At 46.3% G+C, this 15,891-nt stretch carries 16 protein-coding genes; 8 read left to right on the forward strand and 8 right to left on the reverse strand.

What is annotated here, in order from left to right:
* Positions 1 to 6: 6 nt before the first annotated feature.
* Entirely contained in the window at positions 7 to 798 is a 792-nt protein-coding gene (recX, locus tag ACY3LV_RS14565) for a recombination regulator RecX (RefSeq protein ID WP_148963661.1), read from the reverse strand.
* 88 nt (positions 799 to 886) lie between these two features.
* Between recX and ACY3LV_RS14570 the strand changes: the two genes are divergently transcribed.
* The 3 genes from ACY3LV_RS14570 (at position 887) to ACY3LV_RS14580 (ending at position 2,220) form a co-directional block, all read left to right on the forward strand.
* Positions 887 to 1,798, forward strand: coding sequence for a TIGR01777 family oxidoreductase (locus ACY3LV_RS14570; RefSeq protein WP_148963660.1), 912 nt, complete (start codon positions 887 to 889; stop codon positions 1,796 to 1,798).
* Positions 1,799 to 1,851: 53 nt separating this feature from the next.
* Positions 1,852 to 1,962, forward strand: coding sequence for a YfhE family protein (locus ACY3LV_RS14575; RefSeq protein ID WP_003223230.1), 111 nt, complete (start codon positions 1,852 to 1,854; stop codon positions 1,960 to 1,962).
* 66 nt (positions 1,963 to 2,028) lie between these two features.
* Positions 2,029 to 2,220, forward strand: a complete 192-nt coding sequence (locus tag ACY3LV_RS14580; RefSeq protein WP_148963659.1) for a YfhD family protein — start codon at positions 2,029 to 2,031, stop codon at positions 2,218 to 2,220.
* A 38-nt stretch (positions 2,221 to 2,258) separates the two neighbouring features.
* On the opposite strand, the gene ACY3LV_RS14585 is transcribed toward ACY3LV_RS14580, so the two are convergent.
* From ACY3LV_RS14585 to ACY3LV_RS14600, 4 genes are all read right to left on the reverse strand, one after another.
* Positions 2,259 to 2,843, reverse strand: coding sequence for a nitroreductase family protein (locus tag ACY3LV_RS14585; protein ID WP_464864036.1), 585 nt, complete (start codon positions 2,841 to 2,843; stop codon positions 2,259 to 2,261).
* A gap of 86 nt (positions 2,844 to 2,929) precedes the next feature.
* Positions 2,930 to 3,811, reverse strand: a complete 882-nt coding sequence (locus tag ACY3LV_RS14590) for a PhzF family phenazine biosynthesis isomerase (protein ID WP_333562140.1) — start codon at positions 3,809 to 3,811, stop codon at positions 2,930 to 2,932.
* A gap of 110 nt (positions 3,812 to 3,921) precedes the next feature.
* The gene (locus ACY3LV_RS14595) at positions 3,922 to 4,953 is read right to left on the reverse strand and encodes a FecCD family ABC transporter permease (protein WP_148963656.1); all 1,032 of its coding nucleotides are present in this window, start codon (positions 4,951 to 4,953) and stop codon (positions 3,922 to 3,924) included.
* Entirely contained in the window at positions 4,950 to 5,951 is a 1,002-nt protein-coding gene (locus ACY3LV_RS14600) for an iron ABC transporter permease (protein WP_333562139.1), read from the reverse strand. Before ACY3LV_RS14600 ends, ACY3LV_RS14595 begins: the two co-directional genes overlap by 4 nt.
* 130 nt (positions 5,952 to 6,081) lie before the next feature.
* On the opposite strand from ACY3LV_RS14600, the gene ACY3LV_RS14605 reads away from it, so the two are divergent.
* Positions 6,082 to 7,059 (forward strand): iron-siderophore ABC transporter substrate-binding protein, encoded by a 978-nt coding sequence (locus ACY3LV_RS14605; protein ID WP_333562138.1) that lies wholly within the window; start codon positions 6,082 to 6,084, stop codon positions 7,057 to 7,059.
* Positions 7,060 to 7,076: 17 nt separating this feature from the next.
* On the opposite strand, the gene mprF is transcribed toward ACY3LV_RS14605, so the two are convergent.
* On the reverse strand, positions 7,077 to 9,647 hold the full coding sequence (gene mprF / locus ACY3LV_RS14610) for a bifunctional lysylphosphatidylglycerol flippase/synthetase MprF (protein ID WP_333562137.1): 2,571 nt from the start codon (positions 9,645 to 9,647) through the stop codon (positions 7,077 to 7,079).
* 172 nt (positions 9,648 to 9,819) lie between these two features.
* Between mprF and ACY3LV_RS14615 the strand changes: the two genes are divergently transcribed.
* Both ACY3LV_RS14615 and ACY3LV_RS14620 read left to right on the forward strand, forming a co-directional pair.
* Entirely contained in the window at positions 9,820 to 10,302 is a 483-nt protein-coding gene (locus ACY3LV_RS14615; RefSeq protein ID WP_289346722.1) for a MarR family transcriptional regulator, read from the forward strand.
* A 111-nt stretch (positions 10,303 to 10,413) separates the two neighbouring features.
* Positions 10,414 to 11,970: an MFS transporter gene (locus ACY3LV_RS14620; protein ID WP_333562136.1), complete on the forward strand. Its 1,557-nt coding sequence runs from the start codon at positions 10,414 to 10,416 to the stop codon at positions 11,968 to 11,970.
* On the opposite strand, the gene bstA is transcribed toward ACY3LV_RS14620, so the two are convergent.
* Positions 11,967 to 12,503, reverse strand: coding sequence for a bacillithiol transferase BstA (bstA, locus tag ACY3LV_RS14625; protein WP_333562135.1), 537 nt, complete (start codon positions 12,501 to 12,503; stop codon positions 11,967 to 11,969). The genes ACY3LV_RS14620 and bstA overlap by 4 nt on opposite strands.
* A 123-nt stretch (positions 12,504 to 12,626) precedes the next feature.
* Here bstA and ACY3LV_RS14630 point away from each other — a divergent pair, with 123 nt between their 5' ends.
* Positions 12,627 to 13,880 (forward strand): MFS transporter, encoded by a 1,254-nt coding sequence (locus ACY3LV_RS14630; protein ID WP_464864038.1) that lies wholly within the window; start codon positions 12,627 to 12,629, stop codon positions 13,878 to 13,880.
* Positions 13,846 to 14,463 carry a TetR family transcriptional regulator gene (locus ACY3LV_RS14635; RefSeq protein ID WP_333562133.1) on the forward strand — a complete coding sequence of 206 codons (618 nt, stop codon included), beginning with the start codon at positions 13,846 to 13,848 and terminating at the stop codon, positions 14,461 to 14,463. Before ACY3LV_RS14630 ends, ACY3LV_RS14635 begins: the two co-directional genes overlap by 35 nt.
* Positions 14,464 to 14,500: 37 nt before the next feature.
* Here ACY3LV_RS14635 and ACY3LV_RS14640 read toward each other — a convergent pair whose 3' ends face one another.
* Positions 14,501 to 15,589, reverse strand: coding sequence for an acyltransferase family protein (locus tag ACY3LV_RS14640; protein ID WP_464864039.1), 1,089 nt, complete (start codon positions 15,587 to 15,589; stop codon positions 14,501 to 14,503).
* Positions 15,590 to 15,891: the final 302 nt, after the last annotated feature.

The raw sequence follows: 15,891 nt of genomic DNA on the forward strand, positions 1-15,891 counted from the left end.
TTTCAGCTACTCCTCTTCCTGCAGAAATTGCTCGATTAAATCGAGTGAGAATCCTTTGCGGAATAAAAATTGTTTGACCTTCATGGTGCTTTCATACGAGCCGTCATAGCGGTATTTTCTAAGCGCTTTTTCGGCGTGAAGGCGCAGCGCTTCTTTCTCTGTGTCTTCATCATTTTCATATTCAATCTGCTCCAGAGCCGCGCTGATGACATCAAATGAGAAGCCCTTGCGCTGAAGCTGCATCTGAGCGCGCTGTTTGAGTTCTTTCGACGAGAGTTTTTTGTCTTTTTTGAGAAGCTTTTCAACATGCTTGACCGCTTCTCTCGTCTGGTCTTCAAAGGAAAAGGAACTCAGCGCATCCTTAATTGTATCGTCATCGATCCCCTTCGCTCTCAGCTCTCTGAACAAAACGTCTGGGCCTTTTCCGTTCGTTTTTTTGTGAGTGCTGACATAGGCGGCGGCAAATTCCTGATCATTTAAGTACTTGTAGTCGTTGAGCTTATGAATGACTTCCGCAATTGCAGGCGCTGAGGTTTCTTTTTTCTTTAAGTGATCCTCTACCTCTTTCGTTGACCGCATTCGGTAGGATAAAAAGTCAAGCGCACGGTTGAAGCCTTTTTTCACTTCATCACCGTATTGAATCTCTATGATGTCAAGGTCATCAAGCTCTTTTCCCTTTGTGAGCTCAAATTTTACGAGCACATCTGCGTCCACGCTAAAGGCGTATTTTTCATCGAGAAAAATATTGAAGCGTTCCGTATTCTTTTTTTGCGTTGATATTTTTGTAATAAATGGCATCTTAATCTCCCTTCTCAGGCCTGAAACGCGTTTTCTTTTATGAAAATGAGGTAAAGTATGGTTATTAGAACGATGAGGAGAGATGTTTATGAATATCGCAATGACAGGCGGAACCGGTTTTCTCGGCCAGCATCTGACAGGCATTCTTACCCGTCAGGGACACCATGTTTATATTTTATCAAGAAACGCAAGGGAAACTGAACAAAAAAATATGACATATGTTCAATGGCTGACAGAAGGAGCCGCACCAGAACGGGAACTTCCTCATATTGATGTCTGGGTAAATCTTGCGGGACAATCGATTTTTGGCCGCTGGACAGAAAAAACGAAGCAGCAAATCCTCTCCAGCCGTATTAATGCGACCCGTGAAGTGCAACGGCTTATTCATAAACAGAAGGAAAAACCGAAGGCGCTGATCCAAGCGAGTGCCGTGGGCATTTACGGCACAAGTCTTGAGAAAACTTTCACAGAGGATTCTGCAACGTCAGATGAGGACTTTCTTAGCCATACTGCCCATTTGTGGGAAAAGGAAGGACAGAAAATTGAGGCGATGGGCATCCGGACGGTTTATGCGAGATTTGGCGTGATGCTTGGGGAAAAAGGCGCTCTCCCGCTCATGGTTCTTCCCTATAAGCTTCTGGCCGGCGGAACGATCGGAACGGGCAGACAGTGGCTGTCATGGATTCACGTCGAGGACGCGGCTCAGATGATTCGATATGCGATGGAAAACACCGGCATCTCAGGACCCATGAATGTCACCGCGCCAAACCCTGTGGAAATGAAGCAATTCGGAAAAACGATTGCGCGGGTAAAGCACCGCCCGCACTGGCTCCCCGTCCCGGAATTCTTTTTATCAAAGACATTGGGTGAAATGAGTCTTCTGATTGTAAAAGGACAGCGTGCCCTGCCTAAAAAAGCAATGACCTCCGGGTTTCGTTTTACATATTCAGACCTTGAATTGGCACTCTCACAGCTGATAACGGTCCGAAAGGCTGTATAAAAACGGAAAGAAGCGTCAACCTTAAGAATAACATGGTTGAAGGAGGTCCTTTTATGGAAAAGAAGAGGGAGAAGCATCAGCAAGGCGCTAACCTGAAAAAAATGCAGGAAGTTCTTTATTCAGGCGAATTTAAAAAAGCGGAAAAAGCTGCTAAGCGCAAGTAGGAATACATAGCCCCTTTATGCCAGATACTATGTTTGTTTGATATCACTTTTTAGGGGGAATTTGATATGGGCAGAAATCATATTCACAAAAACCGTGATAAAAACAAACAAAAGCTTCCTCAAGTTCCCGACGCATTAAAAAGGGAAACTGACGGTGTTTACGAAGAATATTCAAGCGAGCTTGCTGATGCGGATGACCGCGAAGCGCAAGAGCGTGCGAAAGCAGCAGACAACAGAGCGAAAAAGAAAACTCGTTAACGAAAAACCCCTTGTCTCCGTTTGAGACAGGGGGTTTTTTACATGTCGGTGAACCGTTCACGGATCGGCGTGCGCTTTTTCACTTCCGGCGCTTCGTCAGGATAGCCCGTTTGTATGATAGCGGCGAATCGTTCATCATCCTGTAAACCAAAGGCCTGATGCACCTCTTTGTCGTAAAGGATTTTTCCGCTTTTCCAAACCATGCCGATTCCTTTTTCCCAAGCAAGAAGCTGAAGGTTTTGAATCAATGAGCTGGTTGCCGCAAAATCATCGTCTCGCGCTCTTTCGTTTTCATCTTCTTGAAACACGACGAGCAGAAATCCCGGTACGCGTCCAAGTGTGTTTTTGAAATTTTGAAGCTTTTCCTCTGTTATATCCGGCTTAGATTTCTTAGAGAATGCTGCAAATGTGTTGATCAGGTTTGCTTTTCCCGTCTCACTAGAAACGTAAATAAATCTCCATGGCTCTGTCACTCTGTGATTTGGCGCATATTTCGCCGTTTCAAGCATGTCAAGAATATCTGCTGAAGGTACTGGCTCTTGTTTAAATTTTCGAATCGATCTTCTGCTGCGTATGATGTCCCGCAGTGCTGAATGTTGATGTATCTGTTCGGTTTGAGGCATACCGTCTCACCTTCCTAAGCAATTGAAAATGATTATCATTCATAATGATAACGGATAGTGCATCTTTTTGTAAACCATCATCCGTATTAGATTTTTAGAATACGGGTTTCTGAGTAAACAGCCGTTCCTGTCATATTCACTTTCACATGGCCGCCGTCTTCGTTCATTTCGATTTCCACTTTCCCGTCTTTTCCTATTTCCTGCCCTTGTTCAATAATAAATTCTCGCTGCCCGGCATTGCCGTACTGTTTCATATAAGCCCCCATCACGCCGGATGCCGTGCCCGTCACGGGATCTTCTATCGTTCCCGAATACGGGGATGAAAAGTGGCGCCCGTGCAGGTCGCTGTCGGGATGAACGGTTTCAAAGGTAAACGGGTGGACTGAAGCGTTTGGCAGATCAACTAATACTTCCGGAAATTCTTTGTTATCAGGCACCATTTTTTTGGAGGCCTCTAATGATTTAAGCGGAACGATGGCTGTCCATATGCCAGTGCTGCCAAACACAATCGGAAGGTCTTCATGAAAATCTTCTTCAGAGATTCCTAGCGCGCCCGCAAGTTTTTCCCGATTTCCTGTAAATGGTTTGAATTGCGGAGATGCCTGTTCAAGCGTGATATGAATGCGGCCTTCTTTTTCAGAAGTCTTCACAGGCAGGATACCGGCTTTTGTCTGGATACTGTACGTTTTACCGCTATCCAGCATTCCTTTTTCACATAGTGCGTAAAGAGAAGCAACTGTTGCATGGCCGCACAAATTCATTTCGTGTCCAGGGGTAAAGTAACGGAGTTCAAGATCAGCCGGCTCGCTTTTCCGGATAAAGGAGGTTTCTGAATATCCGGCACGCTCAGCTATGATCTGCATCTCTTCGTCAGTGTAATGGTCTCCCTCCAATACAACGCCGGCGGGATTTCCTTTGCCGGGACTGCTTGTAAATGCTTCATATTTTAATACCTCTATTTCTTTCACTTGTCTGCCGCCCTTTCTTTATCAATGTCTCTGTCAGTATAGCAAAAAACATTATGAATTTTCAGTCATTATCAAAAAAACCCATTTTCTTTTGAAAATGGGTTTAGCCATCAAGCGTTTCTCGTTTTATAGAGCAAATAAATAAAATAAGGGGCGCCGATAGCGGCTGTAAAAACGCCGGCTGGCACTTCCACCGGAGCAAATAAGGTTCTGCCGACGATGTCAGCTGTTAGGACGAGCAACGCCCCGATGAGTGCCGACGCCGGGAGCAGCGCCCCATAAGACGAGCCGACGAGGCGTCTTGCAATATGGGGCGCCATCAGCCCGACAAAACCGATTGTGCCGGCAACCGAAACCGCACAACCCGTAAGAGCCGTGCTCAAAAGAAGCAAGAAAAAACGATTGCGCTGCACAGCGCTTCCCGCACCCGCCGCAATATCTTCGCCCAGCACCTGTATATTCATATTTTTCAGCGCGATAAAACAAATAAAAATGAGAATGACAGATAAGATAATAGCTATTTTTACATGCTGCCAGTTTGATCCATAAACTGATCCAGTGATATACACATTGGCTTGTGATGCTCGGTAAATTGGGCCTTTGATCATCAGCAGGGTGGTCAGCGCCTGTGCCGACATTGAAAATCCGATCCCGATAAGCACCAGCCGAAATGTGGAGGCGCCATTTTTGTATGCCAGTAAATAGACGATGAGCCCAACAGCTGAGGCACCGATAAATGCAGCCGCCGGAAGCCATGACAGACTGATCGTAAGTGAACTGCTGCGGTCTGAAAAGAACATCATCACAAGCACGACTGCTACCGCCGCTCCCCCCGTTATTCCGATAATATCCGGAGATGCGAGAGGGTTTCTGACGAGCCCCTGCAATATCGCGCCTGCCGCCGCCAAGCAAACGCCGGCGCATATAGCGGTTAAAATTCTTGGCAGGCGGAATGACATGATCATCAGTTCATCCAGCTTGGAGCCTGCACCAAAAAATGTTTTTGCCACATCCCAGGGAGGAATAAACCTTTGTCCGAGACCAGCGCTAATGATCAGTACAGCCGCTGTTAATCCCAGTAAAACGAAAAAGACGGTCCATGCTTTCTTTTCAGCCGCGGTAACGCCAAAACGAAGTTTCATAGTTTTGCCCCCCTTCTTGCGATGTATACAAACACAGGCATACCGATGATGGCTGTCATGACCCCGACAGGAACTTCCTGAGGCATAATGATATATCGGGCCCCGATATCCGCGGCAACAAGCAAAACCGCACCCAAAACAGCGGAAAACGGCAGAATCCAGCGATAATCATTGCCGACGATAAACCGCGCAAAATGCGGAATAATGATGCCGATAAAGGAAATCGGCCCGGCAATGGCCACAGCAGATCCGGCAAGTAAGACAACACAAAGCGCCATCACAAATTTCAGCAGGCCCGTTTTTTGGCCGAGTCCTTTTGCCACATCTTCTCCCATAACGAGGAGATTCATTTTCTGGCCAAGAAAAAAGCTGATCACAAGCGCTGCGGCTGCATATGGAAGCATTGTCATCAGCAGATCCAGACTCCTGCCCTGCACAGAGCCGGTCAGCCAAAAAAGCACCTGAGCGAGCTCGAGTTCATTGACAGAAAGCAAGCCTTGTGTCAGAGAAGAAAACATGGCCGCCATGGCAGCCCCCGCCAGCGTCAATTTGATTGGCGTCAGCCCTTCCCTTCCAAGCGAGCCTGCGGCATAGACGATCGCAGCGGTAAATGTTGCACCGAGAAAAGAGCTCCATACTAGCGCCTGAGGTGATTGAATATGCAGAAAAAACGATCCGGCAACAATAAAAAAGCCGGCACCTGCGTTAACTCCGAAAATCCCCGGTGACGCGAGCGGATTTTTTGTGAGCGCCTGCATGAGAACGCCTGCGGCTGCAAGCGAGGCGCCGACAACTGTGGCAACCACTGCACGCGGGAGTCTGACGTCTTTGATGATGACATGTTCATTTGTACCGTTGAAAGAAGTAAACGCCTGATAGACCTGTCCCCATGACGTCCCTGTATAGCCGTAGACGACGCTTGCGCAGACAGCCGCCAGTAAAATGAAAATCAGACATACTAACACAATCCATTTTGAAGATGCCTTTTTGCAGATCATGATCTAATTCTCCTAGTTATTTACTATGTCATGTTTGTTTTTGAGAATAATCCTCAATTAGGGATTGACACTCTTAACACTGCTTATTATGATCTAAATGATAATGAATTTCAATATTGGGAGGAAAAAGATGAAAAAGCATATCAGCATGCTATTCGTAATTTTAATGGCCGTTATGGTACTTTCTGCCTGTAATGGTTCAGAAAGTTCAAGCAACAGCGAGGGGGCAAGCAGCAAAACAAGAACGGTCAAACATGCAATGGGGACATCAGACAACATTCCCGCCAATCCAAAACGGATTGTTGTTTTAACAAATGAAGGAACAGAGGCGCTCTTAGCGCTTGGCATTAAGCCGGTCGGAGCCGTAAAGTCATGGAAGGGCGACCCGTGGTATGACTATCTGAAAGATGACATGAAAGGTGTTAAAAACGTCGGTCTTGAAACGGAACCGAATGTGGAAGCCATCGCAGAATTAAAGCCTGATTTGATTATTGGAAACAAAGTGCGCCAGGAAAAAATTTATGATCAGTTAAATGCGATTGCGCCGACCGTTTTCGCCGAATCTTTGGCTGGGAACTGGAAGGAAAACCTGACTCTATACGCCAACGCGGTGAATAAGGCGGACAAAGGCAAGGAAGTCATTGCCGATTTTGATAAACGCGCTGCCGATTTAAAAGAAAAGCTTGGCGATCAGACAAATAAAACAGTTTCTGTCGTACGCTTTTTATCCGGCGAGTCAAGAATTTATTATACCGATTCATTTTCTGGAATTATTTTAGACCAGCTTGGATTCAAACGCCCTGAAAAACAGGTGGAGCTGTTTAAGAAACAGAAAGATCAATTTACGTTCTCAACAGACAGTAAAGAGTCCATTCCTGATATGGATGCCGATGTGCTGTTTTATTTCACGTATAAAGCCGATAACGCAAAAGAAAATGAAAAATGGGCCAGTCAGTGGACGAGCAGTTCACTATGGAAAAACCTGAAGGCCGTGAAGTCAGGTAACGCCCATGAAGTCGATGACGTCGTATGGACAACCGCAGGCGGAATTAAAGCGGCAAACTATCTGCTTGATGATATTGAAACCTATTTCTTAAAGGCGAAATAAAAAAGGACTCCGTCTGGTTAGACGGAGTCTTTTTTGCTTTTACCGATCAGCCGCGTGACGAGGAACATGGTGACAGAAAGGGATCTGTTTTTCCGGTACGCCAAGTATTTGCCACGCCACTCCGGTTTGTATTTTTCTTTAAAGGCCCTAAGCCCGCTGAAGCTGTACATGTATCTGACATTATTAAAAATGACAGCGGCAAATCTTTCTGACCAGAAGGATGTAAAGGCGGTGCCGACATTGGCCAAGGGCGCCATTCCCATGTTAAACGACGTGCAGCCTTCCTCCTTCGCCCATAAAAACATACGGATGAACAATGCGTCCATAATGCCGTTCGGGGCGTCATCGCGGTAGCGCATCAGATCGACTGAGATTTCCCCTTCCTGATACATCGGCATGACATTTGCGAAGGCAACGATCTCTCCTTCTGCATTTTTCATGTAGGCGATCGGCGCTTTCTGTAAATATGAAGGATCAAAAAATCCGAGCGAGAACCCCTTCTCCTTTTTCGAGCCGAGCCATTCATCCGAGATTTGTTTCAGTTCCTCCAAAAACGCATCAGAAAATGGGGGATGATCGATATGGAAGGTATATCCCTCCCGCTCAAAGCGGTTATTGATTGCCCGAAGACCGGCTTTTTTCTTCCCGGTCAAGGTAAATGTATTTAAATCCACATAGGCTTCCTCGCCCAGTTTAAAGAAGTTATAGCCGAAATCGTGATACAGCGCCATGTCCTCTCGTTCAATTTGATAGAACAGAACACTGAATCCTTTCTGATGCGCTTCGTTCAGAAATTCTTCCAGTACGAGCGGGAACGATTCTCTGCGGCCTGACGGATCGCCGAGCACGACCAGCCTTCTAGCGATTTTCCCAAACAGAAGCAGTGCATTCCCATCACTTGAAAAATAAAACCGCTTATCTCCAAGATAGCCTAGGTGGCTCAGCGCGTTCCCGCCATTTTGATTTAAAAATAAAGCAAGGCGATCGGGATCAGCTTTTTCCCCGATTGGTTTTGTCTTTTTATGATACACCACTGTAAATAAAATGAAGAACAGCGGCACAATGATGATCGCCATGATGGTTGCATATGTAATATGCGAGGTGCTGTGGACGAAATATTCGTGGCGCATCACCTTCTTCATATGTTCCCAAATGAAACCTGCAATGACGTTATAGTTAAAGAGCGCCACAGTGAAAAGCGCTGCAGCGAAAATCATTTGTCCGAGCGTATAGGATGCCTGTTCTCGAACAAATTGTTTTTTCAATAGCACAAGCAATACAATAATCACCGGCAGTACGAATATCGCACTGATGTTGAGTCCTTTTAAGAAGCTGAACACAAAGCCGCCGACAAGCGCTGTAATCGCCATCGTATAGGAGCGTTTTGTCCGTTTATAAAGCTCGATCGGCAAAATCAGCAATATAAGCGCTGAGCTTAAGGACAGGCCGTTGAACAGCAAAAGGGCCGGGCGCGGAATGTGCGGAATAACCGTCAGCCTGTCAATCGGCAAAGATACTGAAGCCAGGACAATCAGCCCGGCAACAAACACAATAAGGGAAAGCGAGCCCTGCAAAATTCTCAGTAATATCGCCCGCTGGACGACAAGCAAAACGTTTGTCGTCTCAATTGCCGGTGCGATGCGCGGATTCGTTTCGAGCCGTCTCATTGTGTTTTCGGTCAGGTCGCCGGCAGCAAAGAACAATCCCAGACCGAATGGGATAAATGAATAGACGATCCTGTACAAGAGAATAGATGTCACAATGGCCTCCTGATGATAGCCAAGCTGCTCCATCCCGAGCAAAAACAAAAGGTCAAATGAGCCGAAGCCACCCGGCACGAGACTGATCATCCCTCCGATCGCCGCAATGACGAATACCCCGAACACATACCGGATATCAGCATGAATGCCCATGGCGAACAAAGACAGATAGATGACGCCTCCAGCCATTAGCCATTCGGCAACGGAAGCGCCGATATAAGCGAAAATCGGATTTTTCACTTTGTCCGCATTTTCTTCGTCTCCGGCTTTACGGCCTTTTATTTTAGAAACCGCTAGTGATAGCGGCAATAACAGCGCGAAACCGATAATGACCGCCCACAGCCAAGGCTTTTCATGAATCACTTCATCCACTGGCAGCACTCGTGCGGCGACGAAAATGCTGAAAACAGATAACCCGAGAAGCATTGAGGATGTAAGCCAGGCGATTCCTTTTACGAGCGCCTTATGGTCTTTCGTATGCTCTTTATAAAACATCATTCTTAACCCGACTCCGGCTAAACCGCCGAACCCGAGCACGTTATTAAATGAATTGGCGATCCAGGAAACCCTGAATACCTTTCCGTTTGTGATCGAAAGGCGCAGTGAGTATTTCAGGACGTAATCATACAGCGACATGGCCGCAACAGCCAGCAAGCCGATCAATACAAGGATGAATAAGTCCGTACGTTCCAGCCCGTTGATGACCATAAGCGTGCGTTTGAATGATAGATTTGTCAGTTCTTTTTTCGATTGATAAATAACAAATAGTAAAACCGCAATAGGAAAAACAATTTTTAAAATTGATAAAGCATTCTTTTTAATCAGCAATGGTCTCTCCAATCATATTCTAGTTCACTCTTCTCCCCCTAATAATCTCCAACTCATTATACACTACCGTTATTTTTCGGACAAAGTCCCGCTTGCGGTTTCTGCTCACTTTCTTTCGGGAGTGAAAATCGAGTAATATGGTAAGAGGAGCGAATGATGAGGAAGTGATGAAATGGAATATAATTTACACGATACAACGGTATTAAACGAAAACATTCTGTCATCTGAGGAACGGGAAATATGGGTGCTTTATATGAAAGTCTTAACCTCTGCCGGGCTCGGTGACGTGTCCGAGTGGATGAAGCTGGATATGAGCATGCCGCAAATGAAAGTGCTGATGCTATTAAACAACCATGGAACACTGAAAGTAAGCGACATTGCTGAAAAAATGGGGGCTTCCCTGTCCAATACAACAGGGCTGCTTGACCGTCTTGAGAAATCAGGGTTTGTCAAACGATCACATTCTGAAGAGGACCGCCGTTCAGTGGTTGTTCAGTTGACGGAGAATGCAAAAAATATTTTTCGGGGTCTATATGAAAAGGGCCATCTGAAATTAAAGCGTTCATTGGAGCTGCTGTCTCCTGAAGAAAAGCAGGCGGTTTCCGAAGGGCTTTCTATCCTTTCAAAAGCGTTGGAGAAAGTGAAAAAAGAATAAATCTTTAAGTCTGTCCTCCGCAAACCGCGGAAGCAGGCTTTTTTTATTTGACATTTAGTTCACTTAAAATGAATAATATATTCAAAGTGAATTAAAAAGGGGTTGATGAATTTGTCTGAAGCATTGACAAAGCAGAAAAGCCAAAAGTGGGCGATCAGCCTGTTTACGATTGGTGTGTTTATGGCTGCACTGGATAACGGAATTATTTCGGCTGCTTTAACAACGATAAACGAGTCGTTCGCCGTTTCTCCTTCCTGGGGATCATGGGGCATTACCCTCTATACACTCGGTCTTAGCGTCAGTGTGCCGATCGTCGGAAAGCTTTCAGACCGCTATGGCAGAAAGAAACTCTTTCTCATTGAGGTTTGCCTGTTCGGACTTGGTTCTTTGCTTGTTGCTTTGAGCCAAAGCTTCCCTCTCTTTCTGATCTCTCGGCTGATTCAGGCGCTTGGGGGCGGCGGGATTTTCATTATCGGCAGCTCGCACATTCTCACTACCCTTCCAAAGGAAAAGCAGGGGAAGGCGCTTGGGCTGCTTGGCGCAATGAACGGGATGGCTGCTGTGCTCGGGCCGAATATTGGAAGCTTTCTGCTTGATTGGACCGGGTCTTGGCATTGGCTGTTTTTGATTAATTTGCCGATTGCAGTGCTATTGGTTGTTTTCGGTGCATGTTTTATCGCGGAAACAAAAGCGCCTGAGGCTAAACGCCTCGATACGGCCGGAATTTTCCTTCTTTCCCTGTCGATTTTAGCTGTGATGTACGGCATGACGAATCTTGACGGGGCAAATCTCTTAAACAGCTTGGGAGATCTAGAGGTTTATGGATGTATTGGTTTTGGCATTCTTTGTTTTGCAGGGCTTATCTTGTTTGAAAGGCGGGTTGAAATGCGCGGGGGCGATCCGATTTTGGCGTATTCTCTGCTGCGCAACCACATGTTTCAGCGCACGCTTATTATCGGTTTGTTATCTGGCGGACTCTTGGCGGCGGTCATTTTTATCCCGTCATATGTTGAGCAGTATTTGGGTGTCCCTGCTGCAAAAGCAGGCTATTGGATGACACCGCTTGCGTTAGCTTCAGGAATCGGCGCTTGGCTCGGCGGAGCGCTCACCGACAAAAAAGGTCCGGTGAAAACCGTAATTCTTTCGGGCATCATTTCATGTGCGGGATTTGCTTTATTTCCGCTTTGGGTGACGGAGAAATGGGAGTTTGTAATCGCTAGTGTGGCGGCAGGCATCGGTTTTGGCTTTCTGTTAGGCGCCCCGCTGAACGTCCTTGTATCAGAGGCGGCGAAAACGAATAAAGGCACAGCGCTTGGCACGCTTTCATTGGTGAGGCAAATCGGACTGACATTGGCGCCTACTCTTTATGCAGGTTTTATCACAGCCGGGTTTGACCAAATAGATGATGAAATCAGCAGCCGCTTATCGGACAGCGGACATTCAGAAAAGGCGATGCAGATGATTCCGGAGATCGACAGTTCTGACGTTTCTTCTTTCCAAGAACAAATCGAACGGATTCCCGTGCCTGAAGTCAAAACCGCGATAAGCGACGCCATTCATGCGAGTGTCGCGAGCGGCTATGACCATTTATATGCCGCCGCTGCTGTGATTTCACTGCTGGTGATTGCTGCTATCACTCTTCCGGCTTTCCGCCGGCAAAAGCGTTAAGACCACCCCATCCGTTTGGAAAGCTCCGTAATATGAGCGATATGATGATGTGAGTGCCAGACATACAGCCCGAGCGCGTTCTCCAGGGTCATGACCTCTTTTGTGTCGGGGTGATAAAAACCACATTGAAATTGCTGATCCGTCAGGGTGCGAAGAAGAGCCGCCCATCGCCCGTGAAGCGCCTGCAAAAGTGCGAGTGAACCGCTTGGATCTGCTGTTTTCGAGTCCTTTAGCTCCGACCACGCTTTTTCATCATATGGACGGATGGCCGGTGTCTCTTCCGTCAAGCTCAGCTTAAATCGAATATAGCTGTTCATATGACTGTCAGCCAGATGATGAATAACTTGCCGAACGGTCCATCCCCCGTCTCGGTACGGTGTGTCAAGCTGGCTGTCCGTCATGCCTTCAACGGCTTTCTTCAGTTTGGCCGGCACTTTTTCAAGAGCTTGAATCCATACAGCTTTTTGCTCCTTCGATACCGATTCCCTCGGCTGGTATTCTCCTATTGGATAGCTTAGATTGGCTGTTGTCATGTATGTTCTCCCTTCTGTTCAATCTTCTCCTTTATTTTACAAGAAAAAGATTGTATCTTGCGATTATTTCTCATACAATAAAAACGACACTAGTGTCATTTTTATTGAACAGGAGGATGAATCATGGAAAAACCGTTGTTTCGCAATCAAAAAGGGCTGATGACACTGTTAGCCTCGCAAACCATTTCTTCACTTGGAGACTGGCTTCACATTTTGGCCGTGCTAACGTTAGCCGCTTTTCAGCTTCACGCTTCACCGTTAGATATGTCATTTTTGATGATGTCCTTCGCTTTGCCTGTCATTGTACTCGGTCCGGTATCGGGTTTGCTTGCCGACCGCTTTGACAGAAAAACGATCATGTTTCTATCTGAAATCGGCCGTGCCCTCACCGTTATCGGCTGCGTTTATGTCAGTGAGCTTTGGCAGCTTTACGTATTGCTAAGCCTCCAGAGCTGTTTTTCTTCACTTTTTACACCTGCTAAAAACGGGAAGCTTAAGGAATTGGCTCCAGAAGCGCACATTCAGCAGGCCGTTTCCGTCAGCAGCATCATTGATAACAGCTCTAAAATTTTCGGTCCTGCCCTCGGCGGCATGCTGATCGGCACAGTCTCTATTCATTCTGTTTTCTATATCAACGCCGGCGCCTTTCTTCTATCCGCTGTTATTTTGTTTTTTCTCCCCAAAGATGCTTTTTTACCAAAAGCCCATACACCTCAAGAAAAAACATCGGCACTCGCTTCTATAAAAGAAGGCCTTCAGTTTATGAAACGGGTGCCGCTTCTTTTAACAGGCTTGCTCACAGCTTGCGTCGTTCTCTTTGTTTTGCAGATTGGTGATTCGCAGGCGATCATTCTTATCCGTTCTTTTTCAGGCGCTCCGCCTGAGCTTGCAGGCTGGTGCATGGCCGTCAGCGGAGCCGGCATGCTCCTTACGGCGGCAATTGCCGGCAGACGGCGAATCACCTCTTATTTTCTTTATTTCTCAGCTGGGACCTTTCTGCTTGGGCTAGCAACTGGAGGCGTGCCATTTCTGAGCGGAATGGGAATAGCCGGCATCGCTCTTTTTATTTTCGCTTTTTTCATCATGGGAGCGGCTTTCGGTCTTGTCCATATTCCATTTCAAATTCTCGTGCAGACAACAGTGCCTGTCGATTACAGCGGCAGGGTGTTTGGCGCCATTCAGAGCGCGACGACCCTCGCCTCCATCCTCGGCATGGCGGGCGGGGGTGTACTGGCGGAATGGATCGGTGTATCACTTGCATTTCTTGTCTGCGGCTGCTTGCTGATCATGGTTGGGTTGATTACACTTGTAGGTAAGAAAATTGCAGAAAGCAGGCGATATCTTGTCACCGAAAGTAACAAAGGAGCACAAGGATAAACGGCAGGCCGAGATTTTAGAGGCTGCCAAAACCGTTTTTAAACGAAAAGGATTCGAATTAACGACAATGAAAGACGTTGTGGAAGAGTCAGGTTTCAGCCGAGGCGGTGTCTATCTTTATTTTTCAAGCACCGAGGAGATGTTTCGGCGAATCATTGAAGCAGGGCTAAATGAAGGGCTCCGAAAGCTTGATGACTCAGCTGAACACCGAAGTGTTTGGGCCGCCATCTCCCGCTATTTGGATGAACTGGCTGAAGGCCTGCGTGATGCAGCGGATACACTGGCGCCGGTGCAGTTTGAATATTTAGTGACGGCTTGGCGCAATGAAGAACGGCGGAAGTATTTGGAAAAGCGGTATGATCTTTTTGTGGCAAGGTTTTCAAAGCTATTGCAAAAAGGAATCGATCAGGGGGAATTTCAGCCTCTGCAGCCTCTCTCGACGATCGCGAAATTTTTCCTCAATATGAATGACGGCATCATCCAGAACGCGCTATATTTCGATGAAGAAAAGGCCGATGTATCTGGACTTGCTGAATCTGCAAAACTGTATTTAAAAACGGTACTGCAAGTAGATGAGAAATAAAGAAATGCGGCAGGAACCTCTCTCCTGCCGCTTGTTTTCACCCTGCGTGATCACGCACTTCTAATGTGGCTTTCTTCTGTTTTGGCTGATAGACCTTCCCCACAAATAAATAACCGTATTTGAATTTATTCAGTGCCCATGAGGTCAGAATCGGGCCGGCTGTGCACACGGCAAACAACAGAAGAACAGCCGGTACGGCGGGAATCCCGGGCATATTTAAAAGCAAAACGTAGCCTATGATCATAAAATAAGCATGAAGCAGATAAATCGAAAAGGAATAGTTGCTGATAAACATCACGATTTTCGGCACATGCTTCATGTTAGAAAACAAGTGAAAGCACAGGAAAATCATGCTAGTCGAATACAGCATGATATCAGGCCGTTTCGAACTGATCATGCCGGTTTCTCCGCCATAAGAAACAGTGACAACCAGCGCAGCAGAAGCTAGCGCGGCGCCGTATATCACCCAGCGGTATTGGTTCAGCAGCGCTAAAAAGCGCTTGTACTCTGATCCGCAATAGTAGGCCAGACAAAAGTAGAAAAGCCAGCCTGTGAACGGAACCCAGAAGAACGGAAACGCCCCTCCCTCTTCAGAAGCAGGAGCCGGGCTGACTGCTGAGAAATAGCTTAAATAAGCGGCTGTCACGACAAATGAGATGGACAGCACCCATTTCGGCGATGCTTTTTTCAAATACTCGTGAAAAATTATATGCAGAATGTAAAATTGAAAGATAACGAGAATAAAGTATCCGATAAAGTTTCCTAACAATACGTTCGCCAGGTATTTTTGCACAAACGCGAGAAAGGTCACCTCTCCTCCCATCGCACTGGTCATCAACAGTGCATCAATAGACGCGATAAATAAAAAAGGAACGAAAATCACTTTTCCCCGCTTCTTTAAAAAACCGGTCGGCACCCCATCAGGATAAGAACGGGCCAGCAAAAATTCAGAGATGAAAATGAAAGCAGGCGTGCTGAACATCAGGAGTGTGCGGAAAGAATCTATAGTGTGAGAAATATTTGCGAGAGCTTCTGCCTGGAGCATCAGGACCATTGAAATGATATGGAGCAGGACAACACATAAGCACGAAATGCAACGGATCATAAAAATTTCTTTAATTTGCATAACAGCGCTCCTTTTATTTCAAATTTTTAGAAATCGTTGGTTGTACCTTAACATGTCTGCTCTATTTGAAAAAGTGGCTGATGTCATAAATTGGCGTATGCATTATTGACTCAGCGCATAAAAAGCTCTGACTTTTTTGATACCTTCATCAGTTATTTCTCCCGTACCGATGGGCTGTTATGGGGTGCATTTGAAGCTTAGTAGTATTTCAATATTTCTTAATCTAGTAATTTACATTTTAAAGGGTATCCAATCCAAAAAAAATGTAGTGCTTTTGTTACGAGGAGGTTTAATAATAAGTG

This window comes from Bacillus sp. 11C (assembly GCF_055486375.1).